This window comes from Syntrophomonas curvata, from assembly GCF_052976825.1.
On record NZ_CM129641.1, the window covers coordinates 452633 to 475670 of the forward strand.

Here is a 23038-nt window from a genome sequence, read left to right on the forward strand (position 1 = left end):
TAGCAGGCAGTGGTGTTCGACATAATCAACCATATTGCCTCCGGGCAGCCTGTGCGAATAAGAGGAATATAACAGGGGAATCCAGCCCCTGTCATATTCTCCGATCATCTAATCGCAGCAGTAATAGTCAGGCATTATTTACCTATTCCTCAATACCCTGTTGTTGGCGCAGCTCGGCCGTTTTTTTGATTTTAATTCCGCCGATTACGATTTCGGGAATCAAGAGCAAGAATATAGCGCAATAGCCGAGGGTGCCGTATCCTTTGACAACTATATTGGTTAATCCGACTACGGAAATACATGTGCATATTACTATGGTGATTAAAGAAATAGTTCCCCGGCGCAGCCTCATATCTTTAAAAGCATCCGAGGCTCTCTCCCAAAAGTCCAGTTTCTCAAAGCGGGCAACAGCTGCGAATACTACCGATATCCCGGTGCCGAGCAGAGCAATAAATAAAACCAAGCTGTATAATATTTTCAGCCAGGGCAGTCCCAAACCCATGCTGACCGAATATACCGGCAGGGTCTCTTTTAAGATTTCAGGTGCATATCCCAGTAACATGATAACTACGGCCAGCAGCATAAGACCATTTACCAGTAAGCCTACCCCAAAAAACGTATTACATTCTTTGGTGGTTTTAATACTCTCGGAGAGAGAGACCAGGGCAAATATAGTAACTGACTGGAAGCCGGCATATATTATAGCCGACCAGAGAGCCGCGCCGAAGCCTGGTCCGAAGCTGGCTTTAGTACCTACCAAATGGCTTATATTAGGAAAGCCGGCTTTAATGCCCAGGATGGTAACCAGCGCTAGAGAAGCTATTATAAAATAGGCCTTAAAATTAAGGACTTTGATAACCAGACTGCTGCCAAATGCGGTTAAGAGCAGCAGTATTGCGCCTACAATAACAAGCCCCAGCCCATAGGATATTCCCCAGGTCTCCAGCAGGGATGCGGCTCCGGCAATGGAAGTACAAACGCCGGTGCCCAGAAAAGCGAGGAACAAAATCTCCATAACGGGTCCCATGATTTTCTCATAGGGATGGAAAAGAGCGTTGGTATAGCTTTTATAATCATGAGCATTATTATCTTTGGCAATCACCAGAGCGTTCCTGTGGCCCCATGCTAAAAGCACCATAGAAATAATAGGCAGAAAAATAGCAACCCAGCCAAATTTAACAAAATAGTTTACTTCCTGGTTGCCGGTAGCAAAGCCGGCGCCGCAATGAGTTGCAAACCAGGCCATAGCGATTATGAATCCTGCCGATAAGGTTGTTTTTGCCGCTGCTTTATTATCACTCATGTGTTTTCCTCCTAAATATAGAAATACCACATACTTCTTTTTGTGTAACCTCGACTTAGATTTCGTCAAGACCAGAGCACGATTTGCCTATATCAACCATCTCCTTGTATGCTATCAATGCTGCACCCAGTGCGCCGGTTATCTGGCAGTTGGGTGAAACCATAATCGGCTGTTTCAGTTCGTCGGACAGGGCATTGACTATCCCCCGGTTCTGAGCAACCCCCCCGGTTAATACAACATCCGGTTTTATTCCTACCCTGACAGCCAGGCCGGCTACGCGCCGGGCCACAGATTTGTGTATGCCCGCCGCAATATTGCAGACTTTAACCCCGGAAGCCAAACGAGATATAACCTCTGATTCAGCAAATACGGTACAAGTATTGCTAACATCGACAATGGAGTCGGCCTGTCCGGCCAGTTCCCCCAGTTTACTTACATCCGTTTCCAGCACCCTGGCCATTACTTCCAGGAAGCGGCCGGTACCGGCCGCACATTTGTCATTCATGGCAAATCTGGATACCGTACCGTCATTGGCTATGGACATGGCCTTTACATCTTGGCCTCCAATATCAACTATAGTTTGTACTGATGGGAGCAGGTGATGAACTCCTTTGGCGTGGCAGGTTATTTCACTTATTTGCTTGTCTGCCTTCTGAAAGCCAATTCTGCCATATCCGGTTGCAATCGTTCTATTGATGTCCTCCCAATCTAAGCCGGACTTGCTGAAAACCTCTTCCAAAACCCTAACCGGCCCAGTTGTACCTGCACCGCCAGTAACTGCGGCGCAGGCCACCATGGTTTTACTTTCATCCAGGATAGCTACTTTTGATGAAGCTGAACCGATGTCAATCCCGAGCACGTACACCGTTTATCCCTCCTTTCCTATCATTTGCCTTGCCGCTGTTTATTAGAGCAATAATCATGCCAATAGCAATTTAATCCGATGGGACTCAAGTAGTGGTGAGTTGCAACCCTCCTATCAGCCATAACCGCAAGCGATTACCCCGGGATTAATGTCAACAGGCGCCGGGTTTTATACGCCCTCCAGGAAAATGATGCAGGATCCTGCAGTTTATACTTATCCCCCCAAAAACCATAAGCGGAAGATGCAGACCACACAGGAGATGGCTGGTACTGATGCAGCTTTTCCGGGGTGATGCAATATCCGCAATTTTTAAATGACCAGGGTACTGGCAAGAAACGCAGTTCCCCCGAGGGGAATCTGCGCGGAAAACCCCTCGCATAATAGCTGCTCGCGGGTAGCTGATTTCGAAGTAATAGCCGCTTATTCAAACTGGCATATTTGTTGCAAAGATAAACGCTTGAGGCTGACGTGATGGATTTCAAGGGGCCTCGAAAATTTTCATAAACGGCCATCAATTATATAAGAGAGGTGTTAGCTGTGAGCGAAGATAAAATGACTTCCAAACAATACTTGGCCGAGTTGACCGCCAGACATTACCAGGAAGCTATTGAGGGCAAAGAACGCGGCGAACTGGTAGCGTGGTCCAGCTCAATTGCTCCCCAGGAATTATGTGAAACCATGGGAATTCATGTCCTGTACCCGGAAAACCATGCCGCCGCCATCGGAGCCAAAGGCGGAGCCCTTCCGCTTATAGACTATGCAGAAGCAAAAGGTTACTCGCTAGATCTATGTTCATATGCCAGAATCAACCTGGCTTACAAGGATATGCAGGATTGCTGCTTTGTCAACATGCCTTTGCCCGATTTACTCATTATATGCAATAACATCTGCAATACCCTGGTCAAATGGTATGAAAACCTTTCCCGGCAGCTGAATATCCCCCTGATCTGTATTGACGTACCCTATAACGTTGAGTATGAGGTGACCCGGGAGCGGATCGGTTATATCAAGTCTCAGTTTATGGAGGCCATCCGCCGGTTGGAACAAATCTGCGGCAAGCCTTTTGATTATGATCGTTTTCACAGCGTTATGGAAACATCGATAAGAGCAGCCCAGGCGTGGAATCGCGCTACTTCATATGCCAAGCTTACCCCGTCGCCGCTGAGCGGCTTTAATATGTACAACTACATGGCCTTGATGGTTTGCATGCGGGGTAAAGAAGAATCAGTCAGGTTCTTTAACATGGTGGCTGACGAACTGGAGGAGATGGTCAAGACCGGAAAAAGCCAGTTCCCGGTTGAGGAAAAATACCGCATCATGTGGGACGGCATAGCCTGCTGGCCCTATTTAGGCCATAATTTTAAAACCTTTAAGAACCATGGGATTAACCTGGTTGGTTCAACCTATCCCGAAGCCTGGACTCTCCTTTATGAAGCCGGGGATATGGACAGCATGGCCCGGGCTTACTCTGCGATCGTGCTCAATCTCAACCTGGAGCGCAACATCGACCTGAGAGTAAAAATCATCAAGGAATGCAAGTGCGACGGCGCCGTCTATCACCTGAACCGGAGCTGCAAGCTGTGCGATTTTATGCATTACAAGATTTCCGAAGAAGTCTATAAACGGACTGGAGTGCCCTATGTGTTCTTCGACGGAGACCAGACCGATCCCCGCAATTTTGCCAAGGCCCAGTTTGAGACCAGGATTCAGGCATTGGTCGAAATGATGGAGAATAACAAAGCCCGACGCCAAGAAAATTAGGAGGTGATAAGAATGGAAAGTATTAAAAAAATTCTGGCAGCGATGAAAGAAGTGGCTTCCCATCCCGGTCAGGCAGTTAAAAACTACCGACAGAAGACCGGCCAAGGCGTAGTCGGCTGTTTCCCCATCTATTGCCCGGAAGAGATAGTGCATGCGGCCGGTATGCTGCCGGTGGGGATGTGGGGAGGGCAAACCCAGATATCCCAGGCCCTTACTATTGTCCCATCATTCTGCTGTTCCATTATGCAATCCAACATCGAGCTGGCTTTGAAGGGCGTATATAAAGACCTGGACGCAGTAATCATGTCCTCTCCCTGCGATACCTTGAAATCGATCCCCCAGGATTGGGGCTATGTCGTTCCGGATATTAAAGTAATCCAGATTGTGTATCCGCAGATGAGAAAAATTGAGGGTGGGGTGGAGTATCTTAAAACCGAATTTCTGCGGGTTAAGCAGGCAATCGAAGCCATAACCGGTGAGCCCATTACCGATGCGGCTCTGAAGGAGAGTATTGGGGTCTATAATCGGCACCGCAGAAGCATGCGCGAGTTTTGCAGCATAGCCAGGAACTACCCTCGAACCATAACCCCGGCGGTGCGGCATCTGGTTATCAAGAGCGGGTATTTTATGGAAAAAAGCCAACATGCCATGCTGGTAGACGAACTGAGCAAAGAGCTCAAAAAATTGCCGCCGGAGGAATGGCAGGGCAAGAAGGTGGTTCTAACCGGAATCACCGCCGAACCGGACGCGCTCCTGGAAATCTTTGACGAAAACCAAATCACGGTGGTGGCTGACGATCTGGCCCAGGAATCCAGGCAATTTAGAACCGACGTCCCCGCCGGAGAGGAGCCGCTGCTTTGTCTGGCCCGGCAATGGTCTTTGATCGAAGGGTGTTCGTTGGCTTACGACCCGCAGAAAAAGCGGGTGGAGATGCTGATTGAGCTGGTTAGAGAAACCGGTGCCGACGGGTTAATATTCTGTATGATGAAATTCTGCGACCCGGAAGAATTTGATCACCCCATAATTGCGGAACAATTCGAAGCGGCGGGGATCCCTTCGCTATATTTGGAAATTGACCAGCAGCAGCAGTCAATGGAACGGGAAAGAACCCGGATACAAAGCTTTGCCGAGATGCTTAACAGTTAGCAGTGGCAATAAGTAAGGTTATAAAACTTATCAGCCTACAGAACATCCCTCACTTTATCTGAAGTATGTAGCGGTTATTTAGAAATAGGAGGCAGATTATGAGCAACGGTTACTGGAATGAATATAAAAGCAAGCTGGCTGGCGCTGATGAAGCGGTAAAGATAATTAAATCCGGGGACCGGGTTGGTTACGGCGAATGTGCCTATCCTACCCTGGAACTGGATAAAGCTCTGGCTAAACGTAAAGATGAATTACTGGGGGTTTATCTCATGGCAGGCAATGTATTTCATTACTGTGAGACCGTGAAAGCAGACCCCAGTCAGGAACATTTTATTCTAAACAATATTTCATTTTCACCCTGGGACAGGCGCATGCAGGAGGACGGACTGGATTATTTGATTCCGTCGGTTCTCCATGAGTACCCCGATATATACCGTGATTACCCGGTTGACGTGGCATTTGTATCGGTTACGCCTATGAATGAAAAAGGCTATTTTAACCTCAGTACCCAGGGAGTCAAGGTAGTGGGCGAGTTGAAACACGCCAAGCGCATTATCGTTGAAATCCATGACAAATTACCGGTAGCTTATGGGAATGACAACTGGCTCCATATCTCCAGAGTGGATTATATAGTGGAAGTCGAGAACAGCCAGTTGCCGATGTGCCTGCCCGAAGCCCACGCAGACGAAATCGACATCAAGATAGCCGATAACATTGTGCCGGTTATTGAAGACGGCGCCTGCCTGCAGTTAGGTGTCGGGGGTACCCCCAATCAGATCGGCAAAATAATTGCCCGATCAGATGTAAAAGATCTGGGGGTTCATACCGAACTGATTTGCGATGCCTACCTGGAACTGTTTGCTGCCGGGAAAATAACCAACCGGAAAAAGAATATTGATAAAGGCATGACTATGTGCTCCTTTGCCTTGGGTTCGCAGGCGTTATATGACTACATCGACCATAATCCGTCGGTAAATATCGCCTGCCCCAGTTATACCAATAATCCGTGGATTATTATGCAGAACGACAAAGTAATGTCCATCTGCAACTGCTTGAATGTTGACATAATCGGACAGGTATCCGCGGAATCGATTGGGCGCAAACAGGTCTCAGGAACCGGCGGGCTGATGGATTTTCACTATGCCGCTTACCATTCCCAAGGCGGAAAGGGGATATTAGGCTTGCACTCGGCCCGTTGGGACAAAAAGACGGGTAAATATGTTTCCAATATAGTTCCGGCCTTTGTACCGGGTACGGTGGTAACCATGCCGGCCTCACTGACCAGCTATATAACTACCGAGTACGGTATGGTCAATCTCAAAGGAAAATCCACCTGGGAAAGGGCCGAGGCCTTGATATCGATTGCCCATCCCGACTGTCAGGATGAATTGGTTCGGGCCTCCAAAGAAGCCAATATATGGAGAAAAACCAACAAACGCTGAGATGCTGTTAAAAATCACTCATCGCTCCGGGCAAGGTACTGCACCCCCTTGCCCGGAGCAAACCCATATATGAAACCTTGGAAAGAGAGGAACTGCTATGTCAGCAACAAATTATCTGTTCGATACCCGGGAGCTTAAGTTTGTCGTTAAGGAATGGCTCGATACGGAAAAACTTTTGGCCTGCGGCGAGTACCGGGATTATTATTCCGTAGACGATTTTGACGCCTTTATAGACGTCGCCTATAAAATTGCACGGGATGTCCTGGCGCCTGCCAATGGGGACGCCGATACCATCGGCGCCCAGTTTAAAGACGGCAAGGTATACCTGCCGGAATCGATGAAGAAAGCCTATTACACCGTCCGGGACGCAGGTATGGGGCCTTCGGCATTCAATTACGGCGAAGAGGGACATGTTCCCCGTTTATTCAGCGCCTGTCAAAACGAGATGCTGACCGCTGCCGCTCCCTGTATGATACTGTACTGGATTACCGGCGGAGCCGCTGCCGATGTGATTGACTCCTATGGTGACGACGAACTGAAGGCCAAAGTTCTGCCTAATATGTATGCGGGAAAATGGGGCGGTACCATGAATCTTACCGAGCCCGGCGCCGGCTCTGACCTGGGAGCCACTGCAACCAAAGCTTATCCTACCGATACTGCGGGCCTCTATAAAATTAAAGGGACCAAGTGCTTTATAACCTCGGGAGACACCGATTTATGGGATAACATTATCCATCTGGTGCTGGCCCGTATCGAAGGCGCCCGTGAAGGAACCGCGGGTATTTCACTATTTGCCGTGCCCAAAAACCGCTTTGACGATCAGGGCGGCATCACTCAATGGAATGATGTCACTACGGTCGGCATAGAGCACAAAATGGGCCTGCACGGGTCGTCCACCTGCACCCTGTCCTACGGGGAAAACAATGACTGCTACGGCTGGCTTATCGGCCGGGCTTTAGGCGAAGACGGCAAAGCCCAGGGTCTGGCCCAGATGTTTATGATGATGAACGAATCCCGGCTCAGTACCGGGCTGATGGCCTTAAGCTGCGCCGAAGAAGCATATTACAATGCCCGCGAATATGCCAAAATCCGCATTCAGGGTAAAAAGATCACTGATCCCAAGGGCCCCCGGGTACCCATCATCGAGCATGAAGATGTAAAATGGATGCTTCTTCATCAGAAGGCCTGCACTGAAGCCATGCGGGCCTTGCTCCTCAAAACCTACTGGTATACCGATATGGCCCTGGCTTCGGACGATGCGGAAGCCAAGCAGCACTACCACGACATGTATATGATAAACAACCCGCTGTGTAAGGCCTACATCAGCGAAATGGCCTGGGGCTTGTGCGGGGAAGCTATTCAGTGTTATGGCGGGTATGGCTTCATAGAAGAATATCCGGTGGCTCAGCTGGCTCGGGACGTAAAAATCTACTCCATCTGGGAGGGGACCACTTTTATTCAGTCTATGGATTTGGTGGGCCGCAAGTTCAGCATGGGCGGGGGAAAACCATTCCAAAGATGGATGAGTGAGCTGGGGCAGTTTATCGAAACCCACCGGAAAGATAAAAACTTTGCCGAAGAAATACAGATGCTGGCTGAAGCCTTTGATACCTTTTCCGATATGCTGCAATTGCTGGCAGCCAAGATGAGTGCAGGCCGGATCAGCTATCAGCCTCTGTGGGCCAACCGGATCATGTTTGCCATGTCCATGGTCTATTGCGGAATGCTGATTCTGGATCAGGGCATGCTGGCCCGAAAGAAGCTGGATGAACTGGGCGGCGACTCTTTTGACGCCAACTTCTATAACGGCAAAATCGCCAGTGCCCGTTTCTATGTTTTGAATGAAGTTCCTAAAATCTTTAGTATCGCCAGGAATCTTGAGAGTTCGGACTCATCGGTTATTGAGCTTAAACCTGAGTACCTGGGATAAAGATTATAATGCTGAGCTGGAAGCAGGATTAAAAACAAGCCTGTAGACATTTGCAGCGATTATTTGCCGGTTTACCGGCCTGATTTGAAACGGGCGGCATAGGCCCGTTTTGATTGGGCCTTCCGGCAGCCGACGCAGATTGGATAGGAGTAATAGCAATGAACAGAACCGAGAATGCTTTAAGGTTGCTTTCCGATTATTTAAAGCAAAACGCCCGTGATTACCCGGATAAAACCGCTTTGATTTATAACGACCGGCGTATCAGCTATCAGGAATTTGACCATAGGGTAGAAATACTGGCCCGGCATTTACTCAAAAAGGGTGTGCAGAAACAGGAGCGAATAGCTTATCTGCTCGAAACCCAGCCGGAGTTTTTCTATCTGCTGATGGCGGCATCCCGCATCGGGGCCATAGCAGTTGGTTTGGGAATCAAATTGATGCCGCCGGAACTGGAATACATCATTGAAAACGCCGAAGCCGATTATGTATTTGTGGCCGGGGGGGACAAACCCTATCTGGGCAGGCTGGAAAAGATTATTGATAATTGCCGCGGAATCAAGCAGGTTTATGTGACCGGGGAAAAGATCGAAGCGGCGAAATGCACTCTTTGGGAGGATATTTTTAAGGAAGAATACACCGATTATGAGGCGGCTCTGACCGAACGGGAAGCTCAGGTGGATACCGACGACGGCCTGGTGATGGTGTATACTTCCGGAACTACCGGCTATCCCAAGGGCGCGCTTTTGAGTCATCGCAATATAATTCATTCCAGCCTGATCGAAGCCCGTCAATTCAAGAGCGCCCCGGACGACGTGTGGCTGGACAATATGCCGGTCAATCATGTGGGAGGTATTATCGTATCTGGGACCACTCCTATAACTACGGCTTCAACCATAGTACTGCAAGGGGTTTTCAGCCCCAGGAACACATTGGAACTCATTCAGGCGGAAAAGGTAACCGTATGGGGACTGGTTCCCACCATGTTTGCGATGGTGCTTAACCTGCCCGACTATGACGGCTATGACAAATCTTCGATAAGAAGCGTCCATTTCGGCGCTTCCATGGCCCCCAGAAATACCCTGGAAAAAATGTATTCCACCATAACTGCCAATGTCTATAACTGCCTGGGAATGACCGAGGGCGCGGGCATAATAACTTATACCCCCAATGGTCTGGATGTGGACATGATGAGTAAAAGCCTGGGCAAAGTTATTCCCGAACTGGAATGGAAACTGGTCGATAACGACAGAAAAACGGTAGGGCGCGGGGAAGTGGGGGAATGCGCTTTGCGGGGCAGCACCATCATCAAAGAATATTACAAATGTCCTAAGGCTAACGATGAGGCTTTCGATGAAGAGGGCTGGTTTTATACCGGAGATATGTTCTATGAGGATGAAAACGGGCTGCTGATTCTGATGGGGCGCAAGAAGGAAATGTTTATAACCGGCGGCGAAAATGTCTACACGGTCGAAGTGGAAGCAGTCATAAGCGCGTATGACAAGGTGGAATCAGTGGCAGTGGTACCGGTCCATGACGACATTTACGGCGAGATCGGCTATGCCTTTATCATACCCAAGTCGGGCTGTGTAATAGATGAAGCACACCTGCAGGACTACTTAAAAAAGAAATTGGCCAAATATAAAATACCGAAAAAATTTATATTCAGAAGCCGATTGCCATTAACCCCTTCAGGGAAAATAGCCAAGAAGATTTTAAAACAGGAACTGGCTGAAGATTTAGAGGCAGGCGGTTCCTAGAGTGAACCGCCGTTGCTGCTGCGTGCGCTGATGCCGATAATCTATTGATCCGGGTCGGCACATGTATATAAAGGCCGTTAAGGAAAACGGTCTTATTATCCCGATTTATATCCTGGTGAGAACCAGCATTAAAATATAGTGACAGAGAGTGCCGGCCAGGACAAATACATGAAAAACCTCGTGAAAGCCAAAGCCGGGGAAGTTGATCAACGAACGTCTGCGCCCGTAGATGACAGCTCCTATGGTATAGAATACCCCGCCTGCGACCAGCCACATCATCCCGGCCGGGGGCAGAACCCGGGCCAGGGGAACGATGGCTGCCGCCACCAGCCAGCCCATGACAATATAAATACCGGTGGTCAGCCATCGGGGCGCCCCAAAATAGAAAAAGGTCAGAAATATCCCCCCGACAGCCAAAGCCCATATAGCAACAAGTAAACCTATCCCCAATAGTCCGGATAAAGCAATTATGCAGAGGGGGGTATAGGTTCCTGCAATCAGGACATAAATCATGGCGTGATCCAGTTTTCTTAAAAGCAGTATCCGGGCATCGCTCAGGTTAAGCCAGTGGTATAAGGTACTGGCCAGGTAGAGCAGCATCATGGTCGCTCCGAATACGGCAAATGCTGAAGCATACTGACCCCCGCCGGTGTGGTTGCCCTTTACAACCAGAATTATTGTGCCGATGACGGCAAGGATAAAGCCCGCCAGATGGCTGATGGCCGACACCGGATCCCGTGCCTGCCAAACCGTATGATATTTGTTTTGGTTCACGCTCATTGCTAACACCTGCCAAGATTAATATTACAGCTAAAACCCCGTTTTGCAAACCGGCGCCCAGGATTTTTCGTCAGCAGACTTGCAAAATATCTGGTTTCAGGTAGTTTTATAAGTAATGATGTATTAAACTTATTTGCAGATAATTGAAAAACTGCGGGATTTTAAGTTAATTTCTGAGGGGATGGGGATGTAAAAGTGAAAAAAGTGCTTGTTGGCTTTCTAATCGTTATCAGCATTCTGATTTTTGTCGGCTGCAGCCCGGAAAAAGATGTTTCAGTGCCGGAGAAGACTATAAAAATCGGGGTCATGCCCGATGTGGAATCGATACCTTTTATTATCGCGGAGAAAAACGGCTATTTTGCCCAAGAGGGCGTCAAGGTTAAAATAGAGCATTTTAAAAGTGCCCAAGACCGGGACAGCGCCCTGCAGAGTGGGGAATTGGATGGGGTTATAACCGATATTGTTGCTGTGGTATTTGCCAACGAAGGCGGATTTGACCTTAAGATAATCGCTAAAAATGATGGCAACATCGAGCTGTTGGCAGGCAAAGAGGCCGGGATTAAATCCCTCGGGGAAGTTAAAGGTAAAGACATTGGCCTTTCCACCAATACCATAATGGAATACACCCTCGATAAAATGCTGGAGAGCGCTCAACTCACCCCGGCGGACATCAACAAAGCCGCTGTTCCCCAGCTCCCGACCCGGCTGGAAATGCTGCAGGGAGGAAAGATTGACGGTGCTATCCTGCCCGAACCCCTGGCCGGTCTGGCGGCAGAAAACGGAGCTACAGTATTAAATAGTACTGACGGTATGGATAATAAGGCGGGGGCCATAGCCTTTACCGGCAAGAGCCTGAAGGAGAATCCGGCAGCGGTAAAAGCCATTTTTAGAGCCTACAATGATGGGGTGGCTTATCTTGCCCGGGAGCCGGTTTCAGATTATGCTGATTTTATCATAGAGGCCCAGGGTTTTCCGCCGAACATAAAAGGTTCCCTGCAGCTTCCGCAATACAGCAGGGCCGAGCTGCCGGACGAAAAGATAGTGTCTGATGTTGTACAATGGATGCAGGCCAAAAAACTGATTAAGGGCAGTTATGATTATAAGGATTTGGTCGACCAAACCGTTTTGAGGTAATGGTATAAGTGATTGCAATTAAGGACCTTTCAGTTAAATACCGGGGGAAAAATGAAGAGACCCTGGCTTTGGACAAGGTTAATATCAGCATTGCCCGGGGTGACATCTACACCTTTATTGGCCCATCCGGCTGTGGCAAATCAACCTTCCTGTATGTTTTATCCGGCATTCTTAAGGATTATAAAGGGACGGTTCTGATAGATGGGCAGCCAATCGACCCCGGGTCTCAGCGGATAGGACTGATACTGCAGAATTATGGGCTGCTGCCCTGGAAAACGGTCTACCAGAACGCCATGCTGGGAATAAAGATAAAAAAAGGCCGTCCGGTTTTGGATGAACACAGCAGTTACATTTTACGGCGATTAGGAATCGATAACCTTTTGCACAGATACCCCAAAGAACTTAGCGGGGGACAGCAGCAGAGGGTTGCCATTGCCCGCGCCTTTATCTTAAAGCCCGATTTGCTGCTGATGGATGAGCCGTTTTCGGCTCTGGATGCTATCAGCCGGGAGGAAATACAGGAGCTTTTCCTGAAGACCTGGAAAGAGAATAATGTTACTACCGTCTTTATTACGCACAGTGTTGACGAGGCCCTCTATTTGGGCAGTAGAATCGCAGTGTTCTCACCTTCTCCGGGCAGGATACTGGAAGTTCTGGATAATCCCTGCTTTCAGCTGGATAACCTCAGATTCAGAGAAGAGTACCATGATATGTCGGTAAAACTCAGAAAAATACTTAACCGGGGATGAAAAAATGCTGTCAAAGGAGAAGTGGCAAGGCGCCCTCTACAGTTTTGTTATAGTAATTATTCTCTGGGCCATGGTATCCTGGCTGTTGCGGCTTCCGATCGTACCATCACCGTATGCCGTAGCCGTTAATATCACGGCCATATTTCACAGCCGAATGGAGATTCATGTTCTTTACAGCCTGGCGAGGATTCTGGAAGGAATAGCTATAGCCGTCTTAACAGGAGTTCCTGTAGGCTTCTTGATGGGTTATTCTGAAAAAATCAACCGGCTCTTGTCCCCATTGGTATACTTCACTTACCCCATTCCTAAAATCGCCCTGCTGCCGGTAATAATGTTGCTGTTTGGCCTGGGTGAGGCCTCCAAGCTGATAATGATAGTGCTGATAGTCATTTTCCAAATCATCATCACTTCCCGGGATGCAGTAAAAGGGATTCCCCGGGAAATTTTCCGCTCCCTGCAATCCCTGGGGGCCGGCAAGCGGCAAGTATTCACGGAAATAATTATTCCCGCCGCCCTTTCCGATGTTTTAACTTCGATAAGGCTGGCTCTGGGAACAGCCGTATCCATACTGTTTTTTACCGAGACGTTTGGAACCGAATATGGTATGGGTTATTTCATTATGGATTCCTGGATGCGGGTCAATTATCTGGATATGTATGCCGGCATTGTGGTTTTGAGTTTTATGGGCTTCTTCCTCTTTGCGGCGATTGATATTATCGAGAACCGTACCAGCTGCTGGCGCTAGAATATTCAGGGTATGCCCCTGGGTGAAAGCTTGACAAAATTATCCTAATGGCATATGAATTAGACAAGCTAAAGATTATTTAGGGGGGTATTATTTATGAGTAATGGCCATATTACTGTGGAAACGCGCGGGCACATCTTGCTTATGGGGTTAAACCGTCCCGAGAAACGTAATGCCATGACCCTCGATATGTATTATGACCTGGCTCGTGCTTACGGAGAACTCGACGCCGACAAGAACCTCCGCTGCGGTCTGCTCTATGCAGTGGGAAACCATTTTACCGGCGGTTTGGATCTTCCCCAATGGGGGCCGGTTTTTGCCGGAGGCAAGTGGGTGGAGTTGGAAGACGGTATGCTCGATCCTTTTGGAGTGGATGAGGACAACCGCTGCCGGAAACCGATTGTTGCAGCTTGCCAAGGTATATGTTATACGGTCGGTTTCGAACTGATGCTGGCGGCTGATGTCCGCATCGGCACCAAAGATTTGCGTCTGGCCCAACTGGAAGTAAAACGCGCCATATTCCCGGTCGGGGGTGCAACCGTGCGTATGTTTGAAGAGATTGGCTGGGGCAATGCCATGCGCTACATATTGACCGGTGAAGAATTGAGCGGGCCGGAAGCCTATCGTCTGGGACTGCTGCAGGAACTGGTGGAACCGGGAGAGCAGTTTGACCGTGCTCTGGAAATGGCGGAGAAGATATGCGGGGCGGCGCCGCTTGCGGTTCAAGGGGCTTTAGCCTCAGCCCGCCGGGCCCGGGTGCATGGCCCCAAGGCGGCCCTGACTTCCATGTTTCAGGAACTCCAACCGCTGATGGGCAGCAAGGATGCCCAGGAGGGCCTGCAGGCCTTTTTGGAGCGGCGCGAGCCCAATTTTACCGGAGAATAGGGATTCCACTGGAAGCATGCAAACAGGTTTAACATTAACCGGATGATTTATGCCCTTCACAAATTACAGCTTACATTTTAACCCTTTACGAACGATGAAAGAACCGTAAGGTTCCGTACGGTTGCCAAAGACACTAGAGCCGGGTTTTTACCCGGCTTTGCTGCATAGCGACATGACTTTTCCGATCGCGCCTCCGTTAATCTTGGCTTCTAGTGAGCAAGGGATTCTTTTTCCTGCGCCTTGCTGTCCAACAGCTGCAGATTATATTGCTGGATCAATTCTATCAGCAGTTCAGCGTAGACGGCATTTCCCTGTGCATCCCGCTTGGTGCTGTAGCCCGCATTCTCCAACGCCTGGGCCTGTTCTATATAATAGGAAGCAGAGAACACTGCATTTTCCCGGTAGCGCGGATTATTATAGAGGAACTGGCCGTGGTCTTTGATGGACTGGTTTATGTCCTGGTATACCCGGAAATTGGCGGTTGTCTGCTGGTTGTAGTACTCTGTGGTGTTGAGTCTTATGCTTTTTCCCTGCCAGGAGGGGTCTGCCTTAATGCCGAATAGATTGTTGGCCTTTACACTCAGGTCGGAAGCCCCCCAGCCGGATTCCAGAATGGCCTGAGCGATGGTTATGGATGGGAATATACCAAAATTATTATAGTTGTCGACCGCCCCGGCAGTTATCCGGGAGATAAAGTCGGGAGAGCCGGAATTACCGGTTATATAATAAATTTTATTGCGATAGCGGGCCACCCGCTTAAGGTCTTGCAAATAGAGGCGTACGGTCAGTCTTTCCCGTTGGTCAAGAGAGATCTTATCCATAACGTGGTCCAGACTGTGCAGTATATATTGCTGTTCGTCATCCTGGTTTGCGGATATAAACAGATTCGCCAATGCCGCTATACTATCATGATCGGCCTGCCGAAAATCGTTATGGTAGCGAACCCCGTCTATCGCAGCTAAATACTGCCAGTTAACCTGGACTCTGCCCTTACTGGCCTCATCCGCTCCCTGTATGTAAGCGTTCACGTTCAATCCGGCCAGGTCAATATGACGATTCTGGATTTGCTGACCGGCAAAATATACCAGCAGTCCGAGTACAGTTAAAAAAACTAAGAGCCGTCTTGTTCTGACTGGTTTGCGTCTTTTTCTTCTCTTCTTCATATCATTGCTCCCCAAACCTTAACCGGTTCAATAAATTATACTGGTCTGGAGCTTCCCTGCTTTCAGTCTTTTGAAATTTGTGGTTTTAAACCTCTCTACTATACCTTTACCCTGCCGGAAGGTAAAGGGTAAAAATTTGTTGACGTTTTGATTGAATTTGGCTAGGCTGATATTGGACCAGACGGTCTAGACCGATTGGACTAAAAATAATGGACAGGTGCATGGCGATGGAAGATAAGGAATTTCGTTATAAAAACGAACTGGTACAGGAGGCCTTAAAGGAATTTGCGGAAAAGGGTTTTGATTCGGCTTCTTTAAATCAGATAATAAAACGCTCCGGTATCTCCAAAGGCAGTTTCTACCACCATTTTGACAATAAAGAAACACTGTTCTCCAGTGTGGTGCAGCGGGTCGCCGATGAAAAACTGGCTTTTATAAACCAGTGGCTGCAGCAACAGGGAAACGGTATAAAAACCGCCGGATTTTTTGAAATTCTGCAGTTGCAGATGGAGGGCGGGGTTGAGTTTGCCCTGCAGTACCCGGAACTTAACCAGTTTTTGATGAGCATTTTGAAAAACCCGGAACTGATGGCTAAGGCTGAGGAGCTTTCCCCTCGATACTATGATGAAGTATTTGACCCCCTGATAAAAGATGCCGTTGAGCGGGGCGAACTGCGCAGTGATTTGGAGCCGAATTTCATGAAGCAGTTAATAAAATACTCCTTGATGAATATGGGGGAGATTATGCTGGAAAACATCGGGGATGAACTGAATAAGGAGGAGCTTATGGAGCAAAGCAGGCAGTTTCTGGACTTCCTGCAGCACGGGCTTAAAGCTTAAACATTATAGTCAGGCTGAAGCATGCTATGCCCGAATGCTTCCCACCTTGGAAATGCAGTGGAGGAGATGAACCCAATGTCCCATGAGGTTTTAATGAGTCTTAAGAATATCAGTAAAACCTATACTATGGGTGAAGTTAAGGTGGAAGCCTTAAAAGCAACCTTTCTGGATATTTACCGGGAGGAGCTGCTGGTTATTCTTGGGCCCAGCGGTTCCGGGAAGAGCACCCTGCTAAACCTGATCGGCGGTATAGACCGGCCTAGCGGCGGGCAGATGCTTTTTGGCAGCCAGCTCCTGACCAAGGCCGGCGAAAAAGACCTGACCCGCTACCGCAGGCAGGACGTGGGGTTCGTGTTCCAGTTCTACAACCTTATTCCCGACCTTACCGCCGCTGAAAATGTGGCCCTGGCGGCTGAACTGGTAGACAATCCCCTGGCAGTTGAGGATGTATTGCGGGATGTAGAGCTCTGGGAACGGCGCGGCCATTTCCCTTCCCAATTGAGCGGCGGTGAACAGCAGCGGGTGGCTATTGCCCGGGCGATCGTAAAAGCCCCGGGGCTGCTCCTGTGTGATGAACCGACCGGAGCATTGGACTATGAAACCGGAAAATCGGTTTTGCGGTTGTTATGTGATATCCGGGCCAAGCATGCCAGTACGGTGATAATTGTAACCCATAATACCGCCATTGGGGCCATGGCCGATCGGATAGTGCGTATGCGCAGCGGACAAATAGCCGGCATTGCCGTAAATGAAGAGCCGCTGCCGCCGGAAAGGATTGACTGGTGATGAGCATCCTCACCCGCAAACTGATGCGGACCATTTCGGCCACCCGGGGGCAGTTTCTGGCCTTGGTGGTAATTGTTACCCTGGGGGTTCTCATCTATATAAGCATGAACACCACCTATTTTAACTTGACTCACTCCCAGCAGCAGTTTTACCAGGACAACCGTTTTGCCGATTATACCTTTCAGGTGGTAAAGGCGCCGGAATCAGTTGCAGCCAGGGTGGAAGCGCTCCCCGGAGTACTTAAAGCTACCGGGCGCATTCAAAAAGACGTTCCGGTTATTAAAGCAGGCAGCCAGCGTGCTACCGGACGCTTGACCGGCTGCCCGCTTCCGGTTGCGGAAGAAGTTAACCGTCCTTACCTGTTGTCCGGGCACTGGTTTGATGATAAAACCTCAGATAAGGTCGGAGTTCTGGTTGACCCGCAGTACGCCCAAGCCAACAGCCTTACTCCCGGCCAGGATATTAAGATAATTGCCGACGGCAAGAAAGTTACTCTGGCGGTAACCGGCAGTGCAACCAGCCCGGAGTTTGTTTATCCTATGAAAGACGCCGGCGCAGTTATACCTGAACCGGAGCGATTCGGGATAATAATGATTCCCCAAACTCATGCGCAGCAAATTCTGGGGATGCCGGGCCAGATTAACCAACTGCTGGTCGATCTGGCCCCGGGAACAGATGAAAAAAACATAAAAGGACAGATTGAAGCAATTCTTGAACCCTATGGCAACATTGGCGGCTACCCCCGCAAGGATCAATCGAGCCATGCTCTGCTGCAGGCGAAACTCGATGGGGTAAAACTGGTCGCCCGATCTTTGCCCTTTATGTTCTTTCTGATTGCAGCCGGAATCCAGTTCGTTATTCTCACCCGCTTGATTCGTTCCCAGCGGTTGCCTATCGGAGTGATGAAGGCCCTGGGCTACAATAACCGCCAAATCATGTGGCACTATACGTGCTACGGTCTGGCCGTCAGCCTGGCGGCGGCAGTCATGGGTACCGGACTGGGGCTGGGATTGGCTGCGGTCATTACCAAGGTTTTTGTACAGTATTTTAACCTGCCTACTACTACTAACGGAATTGACCTGGCAGTAATAATCAACAGCTTCCTCATCACCTCTCTGGTCGGTATAGCTTCGGGGCTATTGGCTTCCCGGTCAGTAATCAGCATCAACCCGGCGGAAGCTATGCGAACCCAGCCCCCGACAGGGGGGCGGCGTACTCTCCTGGAGGATTGGCCCTGGTTGTGGCAGCGGTTAAACAGCAGCTGGAAGATGAGCCTGCGTTCCATATTCCGTAACCGGGGGCGTTTTGCGGTTACGGTTGCAGGGATTATAAGTTCGGTGGTTTTACTGGTGTTTGCGTTATTCATGAACGATGCGGTTGAATTTCTTATGAACCAGAACTTCAAACAAGTTAACCGTTACGATTATCTGGTCCGTTTTAGCGAACCAACTAAATATTCGGAGTTTAGCGACTGGAACCGCTGGGATGAGGTTCAGCGGCTGGAACCGATGCTGGAACTGCCGGTAAGATTTCATGCCGGGGGGGAGACTCAGGATGAAGTGTTGGTGGGAATGGTACCCTCCGGCCAGCTGAAACGGGTTCACGATAAATTCGGGCGGGAACGTCAGATTCCCGAGGAGGGTATCCTTATCAGCAAGCGGATGGCCGATAAACTAGGACTGCAGGTGGGAGACGAGGTTACCGTCGAAACCACACTGGGAATCGGACCGTCCCGCACCTCGGTACTAACCATCGTGGGAAAAAACGATCCCATGACCAGTACCGGTTCCTATGTTTCCTATAGTACGGCCAACCGTCTCCTGGGTGAGCAGGAGGCAGCAACCGCAGTTATGATGAAATTGGATGCGGCCCGGATAAAAACTGTGGAAGAGCGTTTGCAGGAAATGAGCCGGATAAGCTCGGTGACCAGTTTAGCTCAGGAACAGGGGAGCTTTGCAGAACTTTTGGGCAGTACCAGGTCTACTATCGGGATGATGCTTTTATTTGCCGGATTGCTGGGGCTGGCTATTGTCTACAATACCGCCGTTATGACTTTTAACGAGCGCCAGCGGGAACTGGCCTCATTAAGGGTTCTGGGTTACTCTCGGCGGGAGGTGACCGGTCTGCTGCGCAAGGAAACCTGGGTTCAGGCAATACTGGGCATTGTACTGGGACTGCCTGCGGGCAAGGCTATGGGAGCGGCATATATGGCGAAGGCCAGCACGGATTTGTTCAGCCTTCCGGCTATTATTTATCCCCGCACCTATTTTATTGCCGCCGGGATGGCTCTGCTTTTTGTCTGGATGGGACAGCAGTTGTCCATCCGTAAAGTAAGCAATCTGGACATGGTAGAAGTATTGAAAAACCGTGATTAAAAGGGAGGACGGAGATGAAAAGCAAAAAAGCCGGGATTATTTTTGGACTTATAGCAGTCGGGATTATTATGGCGGCAGTTGTGAAGAACAGCGGCGGGCAGCAGGTGGAAGTGGTCAAGGCTGTCCGGGGAACATTTACCTTGGCGGTGGAGGAGGCCGGATATGTCCAGGCGGTGGACGACTACGAGGTGCAGGCTGTCCAGGCTGCACGAGTGGCGGAACTCCTGGTTGATGCCGGTGATACGGTTGAAGCGGGGGAGACCCTGATGCGCTTGTCCAGTCCGGAATTAACCGCGGAAACGGCCTCGGTGCGCTCCCAATTGGCCGGAACCGAAGCCGAGCTGCAGACGGCTATGCTGAGCGTTGACTCCCTTCGTTTGGAGCTTGAACAGGCTCAAAACGACTTAAAAAGGAAGGAGGCTTTGCTGAAATCTGGAGCTCTGGCCCAGGCTGAATATGACCGGGCCGAACTGCAGACAGCAATACTGGAAAAAAGCCTGGCCCAGAAGGAAGCCAGTGCAGACGGTTTGAACAATCAGGCGGCCAGCCTCGGCCAGAAGCTAAACAGCCTGGAAGAAAAAGCGGGGGAACTGCAGGTGTCCAGCCCGGCTACCGGAATCATCCTGGATCTGCCGGTTAAAGCGGGGCAGGTGGTAGCCGCGGGCATACCGCTGGCGCAAATAGGCTCAGACAGCCGCTTGGAAGTAAAAACCGAGCTTTTAAGCGATGAAATCCGTCGGGTAAAGACCGGACAGACCACCGGGATAACTGCTCCGGTTCTGGGTGACGAGGTTCTCACCGGCCGGGTCGGCAAAGTTTATCCCCGGGCTTACGAAAGGACCTCCGCCCTGGGAGTAAGCCAGCGCCGGGTCCCGGTGATAATTAACCTTGACCGCAGCAGTAACCTGCAGCCCGGGTATGAAGTTAGGGTTGCCATCGAAACCCTTCGCAAAGAGGGGGTTATCCTCCTTCCCCGGGAGTCGGTGCGGCTTACGGAAGATGGACAGTACCGGGTACTGGTGGTGACTGCAGGCCGGGTCAAGGAACGCTTAATTCAGGTAGGGGAAAAGAACCAGCAATGGGTGGAGGTCTTGCAGGGCATCAAGGCCGGTGAAATTGCGTTACGGGACGGAAGCCGGGAGCTTGAACCCGGCAGCCGGGTCAAGGCGGTTACAGGTGAACAAAAGAATGATTAGCTGCCTTTAAAACCTCCTGGTTTTCCCTTTTTGGTAAAGGGCAAGCTCTGATTCAGTCAGATAAATCGGCTGGATGTTATTAATATTGGAAAATATAAAATGTACCGGCAAGCAGATATTTTTTCTTAATATCCTGTCCGTATTTACAGACAGGATATTTCGGTAAAAGGAAAAGGGGAAAATAGAGATGGAAAACATATTATTAGTTGAGGATGATTTAAATCTAATTGATGGCTTAGAGTATTCTTTCCAAAAAAACCGGTTTCACGTCGATATCGCAAGAACTGTGCAAGAAGCCTTATCCCTTTATGAAGACCAGAAATATGACCTGCTGGTTTTAGATTTAACGTTGCCGGACGGTACCGGTTTTGAAATCTGTAAAAAAGTACGGCTTACCTCAACTGTTCCAATCATATTCCTTACAGCTTCCGATGAAGAGGTAAATATCGTTATGGGGCTTGACATGGGCGGAGACGATTATATTACCAAGCCTTTCAAGTTAAATGAACTTATTTCACGCCTAAAGGCGTTGCTGCGGCGGGCCAACTCTTTTCAGGGAGAAGCATCCGAGTTCAACTCCAACGGCATCAGGATTGAGCTTCTAAATAATCGTGCCTTTAAAAACGAGCAGGTTTTAGAATTAACTGCTGCAGAATTCAGGCTGCTAGGACTTTTAATGAAAAACTCCGATATGGTATTAACCAGGCAAACGATACTTGATGCGCTCTGGGACAATCATGGCAACTTTATAGACGATAATACCCTCTCGGTTTACATCCGCAGGCTGCGTAATAAAATCGAAGATGACCCCAACCATCCCCAAATGCTTCTCACTGTCCGCGGATTAGGCTACAAGTGGAATGTGATCAGATAAGGAGTAAGCCATGGGTCTATTGATTAATAAGGACATTCGCCTCTTTTTCGGGCAGGTTTTAGCTGTTGTAATCCTGTCTCTTCTCTTCGGTGTTGTTTTTTCACAAAAGATCGTGCAGGATTTTAAAGAGCAGATTCTTACCCATGATTATGAAGTGGCGGGGTATATGTTAGAGCACGGAGCAACACCGGCTGATGTCTCCATGGCGTTCGCAGCCGAAAAATCGGAGCGGGAAATTTCCTCTGGAAAGAGGCTTTTACAGACCCTGGGATATAGATTGGACGCCGATAACCGTTTGCTGCCGGATGCAAACGCGCTTTTACACAGATACCGGCTGATTCTCACACTATTTGCCCTTCTATTGGGACTGCTACTCTTCGCGGCCTTTTTCTTCTATTTCAAGCGCCAACAACAGGTGATCGAAAAAGCCAGCAATTCCATCGATGCCTTTATGGGCGGCCGCCCGGCTGTACGGATTGACAGCGAGAAAGAGGGCAGCCTGTCGAGATTGTTTGCTTCCGTCAGTACAATGGCTACCTCGCTGAACGCACATATAGAAGCAGAGAAACGTAACAAAGACTTCCTGAAAAATACTATTTCAGATATTTCCCATCAATTAAAAACCCCCCTGGCCGCTTTAAAAATGTATAACGAAATCGTACAGGAGGAGAGTGCGAACGAGGAAACCGTAAAAAAATTCACAGTTAAGACTGAAAGTGCCTTGGAGCACATGGAAATTCTAATTCAAAACCTTTTGAAGATTACAAAACTTGATGCGGGAACAATTGCGTTCAATAAAAAGAACGAAAATCTTCCGGCCTTGATTGAGAAAATCGTATCTGCTTTTGAAACCCGCGCGGTACGGGAGCAAAAATCCATTACCTGCAAGGGTCCTGCTGATGCCGTGCTTTATTGCGATGGGGATTGGATGGCGGAAGCTATAGGAAATCTTGTTAAAAACGCCCTGGATCATATGAGGGCGGGCGGGCAGGTGGAAATAAGGTGGGCAGAAACCCAGGTCATCACGAAAATAATAGTCAAAGACGATGGCCCGGGCATTCATCCAAAGGATTTGCATCATGTTTTTAAACGTTTTTACCGGAGCCGTTTTTCGCAGGATACACGAGGCATTGGCCTGGGGTTGTCTTTGACCAGATCAATTGTAGAAGCACATAACGGCACGATTACCGCGGACAGCAGCCTGGGCCAGGGCAGCCTTTTTGCCCTCGATTTTCTAAAGCTTACAAATTTGTAAGCTGAAATACACCTTAAAGTAAGCTGCGTATGAGACTCTAATAGCAGCAGGTT

Annotated in this window: 19 protein-coding genes; 15 read left to right on the forward strand and 4 right to left on the reverse strand. The window is 49.2% G+C overall.

Translation table 11 applies throughout. The features are described from left to right. Window positions 1-142 precede the first annotated feature (142 nt). The gene (locus ACU70B_RS02115; RefSeq protein WP_447184712.1) at window positions 143-1303 is read right to left on the reverse strand and encodes a YkvI family membrane protein; all 1161 of its coding nucleotides are present in this window, start codon (window positions 1301-1303) and stop codon (window positions 143-145) included. Between the two features lie 55 nt (window positions 1304-1358). Continuing rightward, window positions 1359-2168, reverse strand: coding sequence for an acyl-CoA dehydratase activase (locus ACU70B_RS02120; protein ID WP_447184713.1), 810 nt, complete (start codon window positions 2166-2168; stop codon window positions 1359-1361). 537 nt (window positions 2169-2705) lie between these two features. Between ACU70B_RS02120 and ACU70B_RS02125 the strand changes: the two genes are divergently transcribed. From ACU70B_RS02125 to ACU70B_RS02145, 5 genes are all read left to right on the forward strand, one after another. Next, the gene (locus ACU70B_RS02125) at window positions 2706-3929 is read left to right on the forward strand and encodes a 2-hydroxyacyl-CoA dehydratase subunit D (RefSeq protein WP_447184714.1); all 1224 of its coding nucleotides are present in this window, start codon (window positions 2706-2708) and stop codon (window positions 3927-3929) included. 12 nt (window positions 3930-3941) lie between these two features. After that, entirely contained in the window at window positions 3942-5075 is a 1134-nt protein-coding gene (locus ACU70B_RS02130; RefSeq protein ID WP_447184715.1) for a 2-hydroxyacyl-CoA dehydratase subunit D, read from the forward strand. 98 nt (window positions 5076-5173) lie between these two features. Then, window positions 5174-6517, forward strand: a complete 1344-nt coding sequence (locus tag ACU70B_RS02135; protein ID WP_447184716.1) for an acetyl-CoA hydrolase/transferase family protein — start codon at window positions 5174-5176, stop codon at window positions 6515-6517. A gap of 97 nt (window positions 6518-6614) precedes the next feature. Continuing rightward, entirely contained in the window at window positions 6615-8447 is a 1833-nt protein-coding gene (locus ACU70B_RS02140) for an acyl-CoA dehydrogenase family protein (RefSeq protein ID WP_447184717.1), read from the forward strand. 158 nt (window positions 8448-8605) lie between these two features. Continuing rightward, window positions 8606-10204: a class I adenylate-forming enzyme family protein gene (locus ACU70B_RS02145; protein WP_447184718.1), complete on the forward strand. Its 1599-nt coding sequence runs from the start codon at window positions 8606-8608 to the stop codon at window positions 10202-10204. Window positions 10205-10309: 105 nt separating this feature from the next. Here the strand turns inward: ACU70B_RS02145 and trhA are convergent, their stop codons facing one another. Beyond that, the gene (trhA, locus tag ACU70B_RS02150; protein WP_447184719.1) at window positions 10310-10984 is read right to left on the reverse strand and encodes a PAQR family membrane homeostasis protein TrhA; all 675 of its coding nucleotides are present in this window, start codon (window positions 10982-10984) and stop codon (window positions 10310-10312) included. A 195-nt stretch (window positions 10985-11179) separates the two neighbouring features. Between trhA and ACU70B_RS02155 the strand changes: the two genes are divergently transcribed. From ACU70B_RS02155 to ACU70B_RS02170, 4 genes are all read left to right on the forward strand, one after another. Then, window positions 11180-12118 carry an ABC transporter substrate-binding protein gene (locus ACU70B_RS02155; protein ID WP_447184720.1) on the forward strand — a complete coding sequence of 313 codons (939 nt, stop codon included), beginning with the start codon at window positions 11180-11182 and terminating at the stop codon, window positions 12116-12118. Between the two features lie 8 nt (window positions 12119-12126). Continuing rightward, a complete protein-coding gene (locus ACU70B_RS02160; RefSeq protein WP_447184721.1) occupies window positions 12127-12867 on the forward strand; it encodes an ABC transporter ATP-binding protein in 741 nt (246 codons plus the stop codon). A 4-nt stretch (window positions 12868-12871) separates the two neighbouring features. Continuing rightward, window positions 12872-13612 carry an ABC transporter permease gene (locus tag ACU70B_RS02165; protein ID WP_447184722.1) on the forward strand — a complete coding sequence of 247 codons (741 nt, stop codon included), beginning with the start codon at window positions 12872-12874 and terminating at the stop codon, window positions 13610-13612. 96 nt (window positions 13613-13708) lie between these two features. Further along, window positions 13709-14497 carry a crotonase/enoyl-CoA hydratase family protein gene (locus tag ACU70B_RS02170; RefSeq protein WP_447184723.1) on the forward strand — a complete coding sequence of 263 codons (789 nt, stop codon included), beginning with the start codon at window positions 13709-13711 and terminating at the stop codon, window positions 14495-14497. 209 nt (window positions 14498-14706) lie between these two features. On the opposite strand, the gene ACU70B_RS02175 is transcribed toward ACU70B_RS02170, so the two are convergent. Then, window positions 14707-15660, reverse strand: a complete 954-nt coding sequence (locus tag ACU70B_RS02175; RefSeq protein ID WP_447184724.1) for a glycoside hydrolase family 73 protein — start codon at window positions 15658-15660, stop codon at window positions 14707-14709. Window positions 15661-15887: 227 nt separating this feature from the next. On the opposite strand from ACU70B_RS02175, the gene ACU70B_RS02180 reads away from it, so the two are divergent. The 6 genes from ACU70B_RS02180 to ACU70B_RS02205 all read left to right on the forward strand — a co-directional run bounded on the left by ACU70B_RS02180 (window position 15888) and on the right by ACU70B_RS02205 (window position 22985). Further along, the gene (locus ACU70B_RS02180) at window positions 15888-16499 is read left to right on the forward strand and encodes a TetR/AcrR family transcriptional regulator (protein WP_447184725.1); all 612 of its coding nucleotides are present in this window, start codon (window positions 15888-15890) and stop codon (window positions 16497-16499) included. Between the two features lie 75 nt (window positions 16500-16574). Continuing rightward, window positions 16575-17285 (forward strand): ABC transporter ATP-binding protein, encoded by a 711-nt coding sequence (locus ACU70B_RS02185; protein ID WP_447184726.1) that lies wholly within the window; start codon window positions 16575-16577, stop codon window positions 17283-17285. Beyond that, on the forward strand, window positions 17285-19660 hold the full coding sequence (locus tag ACU70B_RS02190) for an ABC transporter permease (protein ID WP_447184727.1): 2376 nt from the start codon (window positions 17285-17287) through the stop codon (window positions 19658-19660). Before ACU70B_RS02185 ends, ACU70B_RS02190 begins: the two co-directional genes overlap by 1 nt. A 14-nt stretch (window positions 19661-19674) precedes the next feature. Next, entirely contained in the window at window positions 19675-20856 is a 1182-nt protein-coding gene (locus ACU70B_RS02195) for an efflux RND transporter periplasmic adaptor subunit (protein WP_447184728.1), read from the forward strand. A 187-nt stretch (window positions 20857-21043) separates the two neighbouring features. Then, window positions 21044-21730 (forward strand): response regulator transcription factor, encoded by a 687-nt coding sequence (locus ACU70B_RS02200; RefSeq protein ID WP_447184729.1) that lies wholly within the window; start codon window positions 21044-21046, stop codon window positions 21728-21730. 10 nt (window positions 21731-21740) lie between these two features. Then, window positions 21741-22985: a sensor histidine kinase gene (locus ACU70B_RS02205; RefSeq protein WP_447184730.1), complete on the forward strand. Its 1245-nt coding sequence runs from the start codon at window positions 21741-21743 to the stop codon at window positions 22983-22985. Window positions 22986-23038: the final 53 nt, after the last annotated feature.

Bases quoted from the DNA above. Each gene is read 5' to 3' on its own strand.
- ACU70B_RS02180 (WP_447184725.1), top strand. From the start codon at position 15,888: ATGGAAGATAAGGAATTTCGTTATAAAAACGAACTGGTACAGGAGGCC.
- ACU70B_RS02130 (WP_447184715.1), top strand. From the start codon at position 3,942: ATGGAAAGTATTAAAAAAATTCTGGCAGCGATGAAAGAAGTGGCTTCC.
- ACU70B_RS02170 (WP_447184723.1), top strand. From the start codon at position 13,709: ATGAGTAATGGCCATATTACTGTGGAAACGCGCGGGCACATCTTGCTT.
- ACU70B_RS02175 (WP_447184724.1), bottom strand. From the start codon at position 15,660: ATGAAGAAGAGAAGAAAAAGACGCAAACCAGTCAGAACAAGACGGCTC.
- trhA (WP_447184719.1), bottom strand. From the start codon at position 10,984: ATGAGCGTGAACCAAAACAAATATCATACGGTTTGGCAGGCACGGGAT.
- ACU70B_RS02165 (WP_447184722.1), top strand. From the start codon at position 12,872: ATGCTGTCAAAGGAGAAGTGGCAAGGCGCCCTCTACAGTTTTGTTATA.
- ACU70B_RS02140 (WP_447184717.1), top strand. From the start codon at position 6,615: ATGTCAGCAACAAATTATCTGTTCGATACCCGGGAGCTTAAGTTTGTC.
- ACU70B_RS02115 (WP_447184712.1), bottom strand. From the start codon at position 1,303: ATGAGTGATAATAAAGCAGCGGCAAAAACAACCTTATCGGCAGGATTC.
- ACU70B_RS02200 (WP_447184729.1), top strand. From the start codon at position 21,044: ATGGAAAACATATTATTAGTTGAGGATGATTTAAATCTAATTGATGGC.
- ACU70B_RS02205 (WP_447184730.1), top strand. From the start codon at position 21,741: ATGGGTCTATTGATTAATAAGGACATTCGCCTCTTTTTCGGGCAGGTT.
- ACU70B_RS02195 (WP_447184728.1), top strand. From the start codon at position 19,675: ATGAAAAGCAAAAAAGCCGGGATTATTTTTGGACTTATAGCAGTCGGG.
- ACU70B_RS02190 (WP_447184727.1), top strand. From the start codon at position 17,285: ATGAGCATCCTCACCCGCAAACTGATGCGGACCATTTCGGCCACCCGG.
- ACU70B_RS02135 (WP_447184716.1), top strand. From the start codon at position 5,174: ATGAGCAACGGTTACTGGAATGAATATAAAAGCAAGCTGGCTGGCGCT.
- ACU70B_RS02185 (WP_447184726.1), top strand. From the start codon at position 16,575: ATGTCCCATGAGGTTTTAATGAGTCTTAAGAATATCAGTAAAACCTAT.
- ACU70B_RS02145 (WP_447184718.1), top strand. From the start codon at position 8,606: ATGAACAGAACCGAGAATGCTTTAAGGTTGCTTTCCGATTATTTAAAG.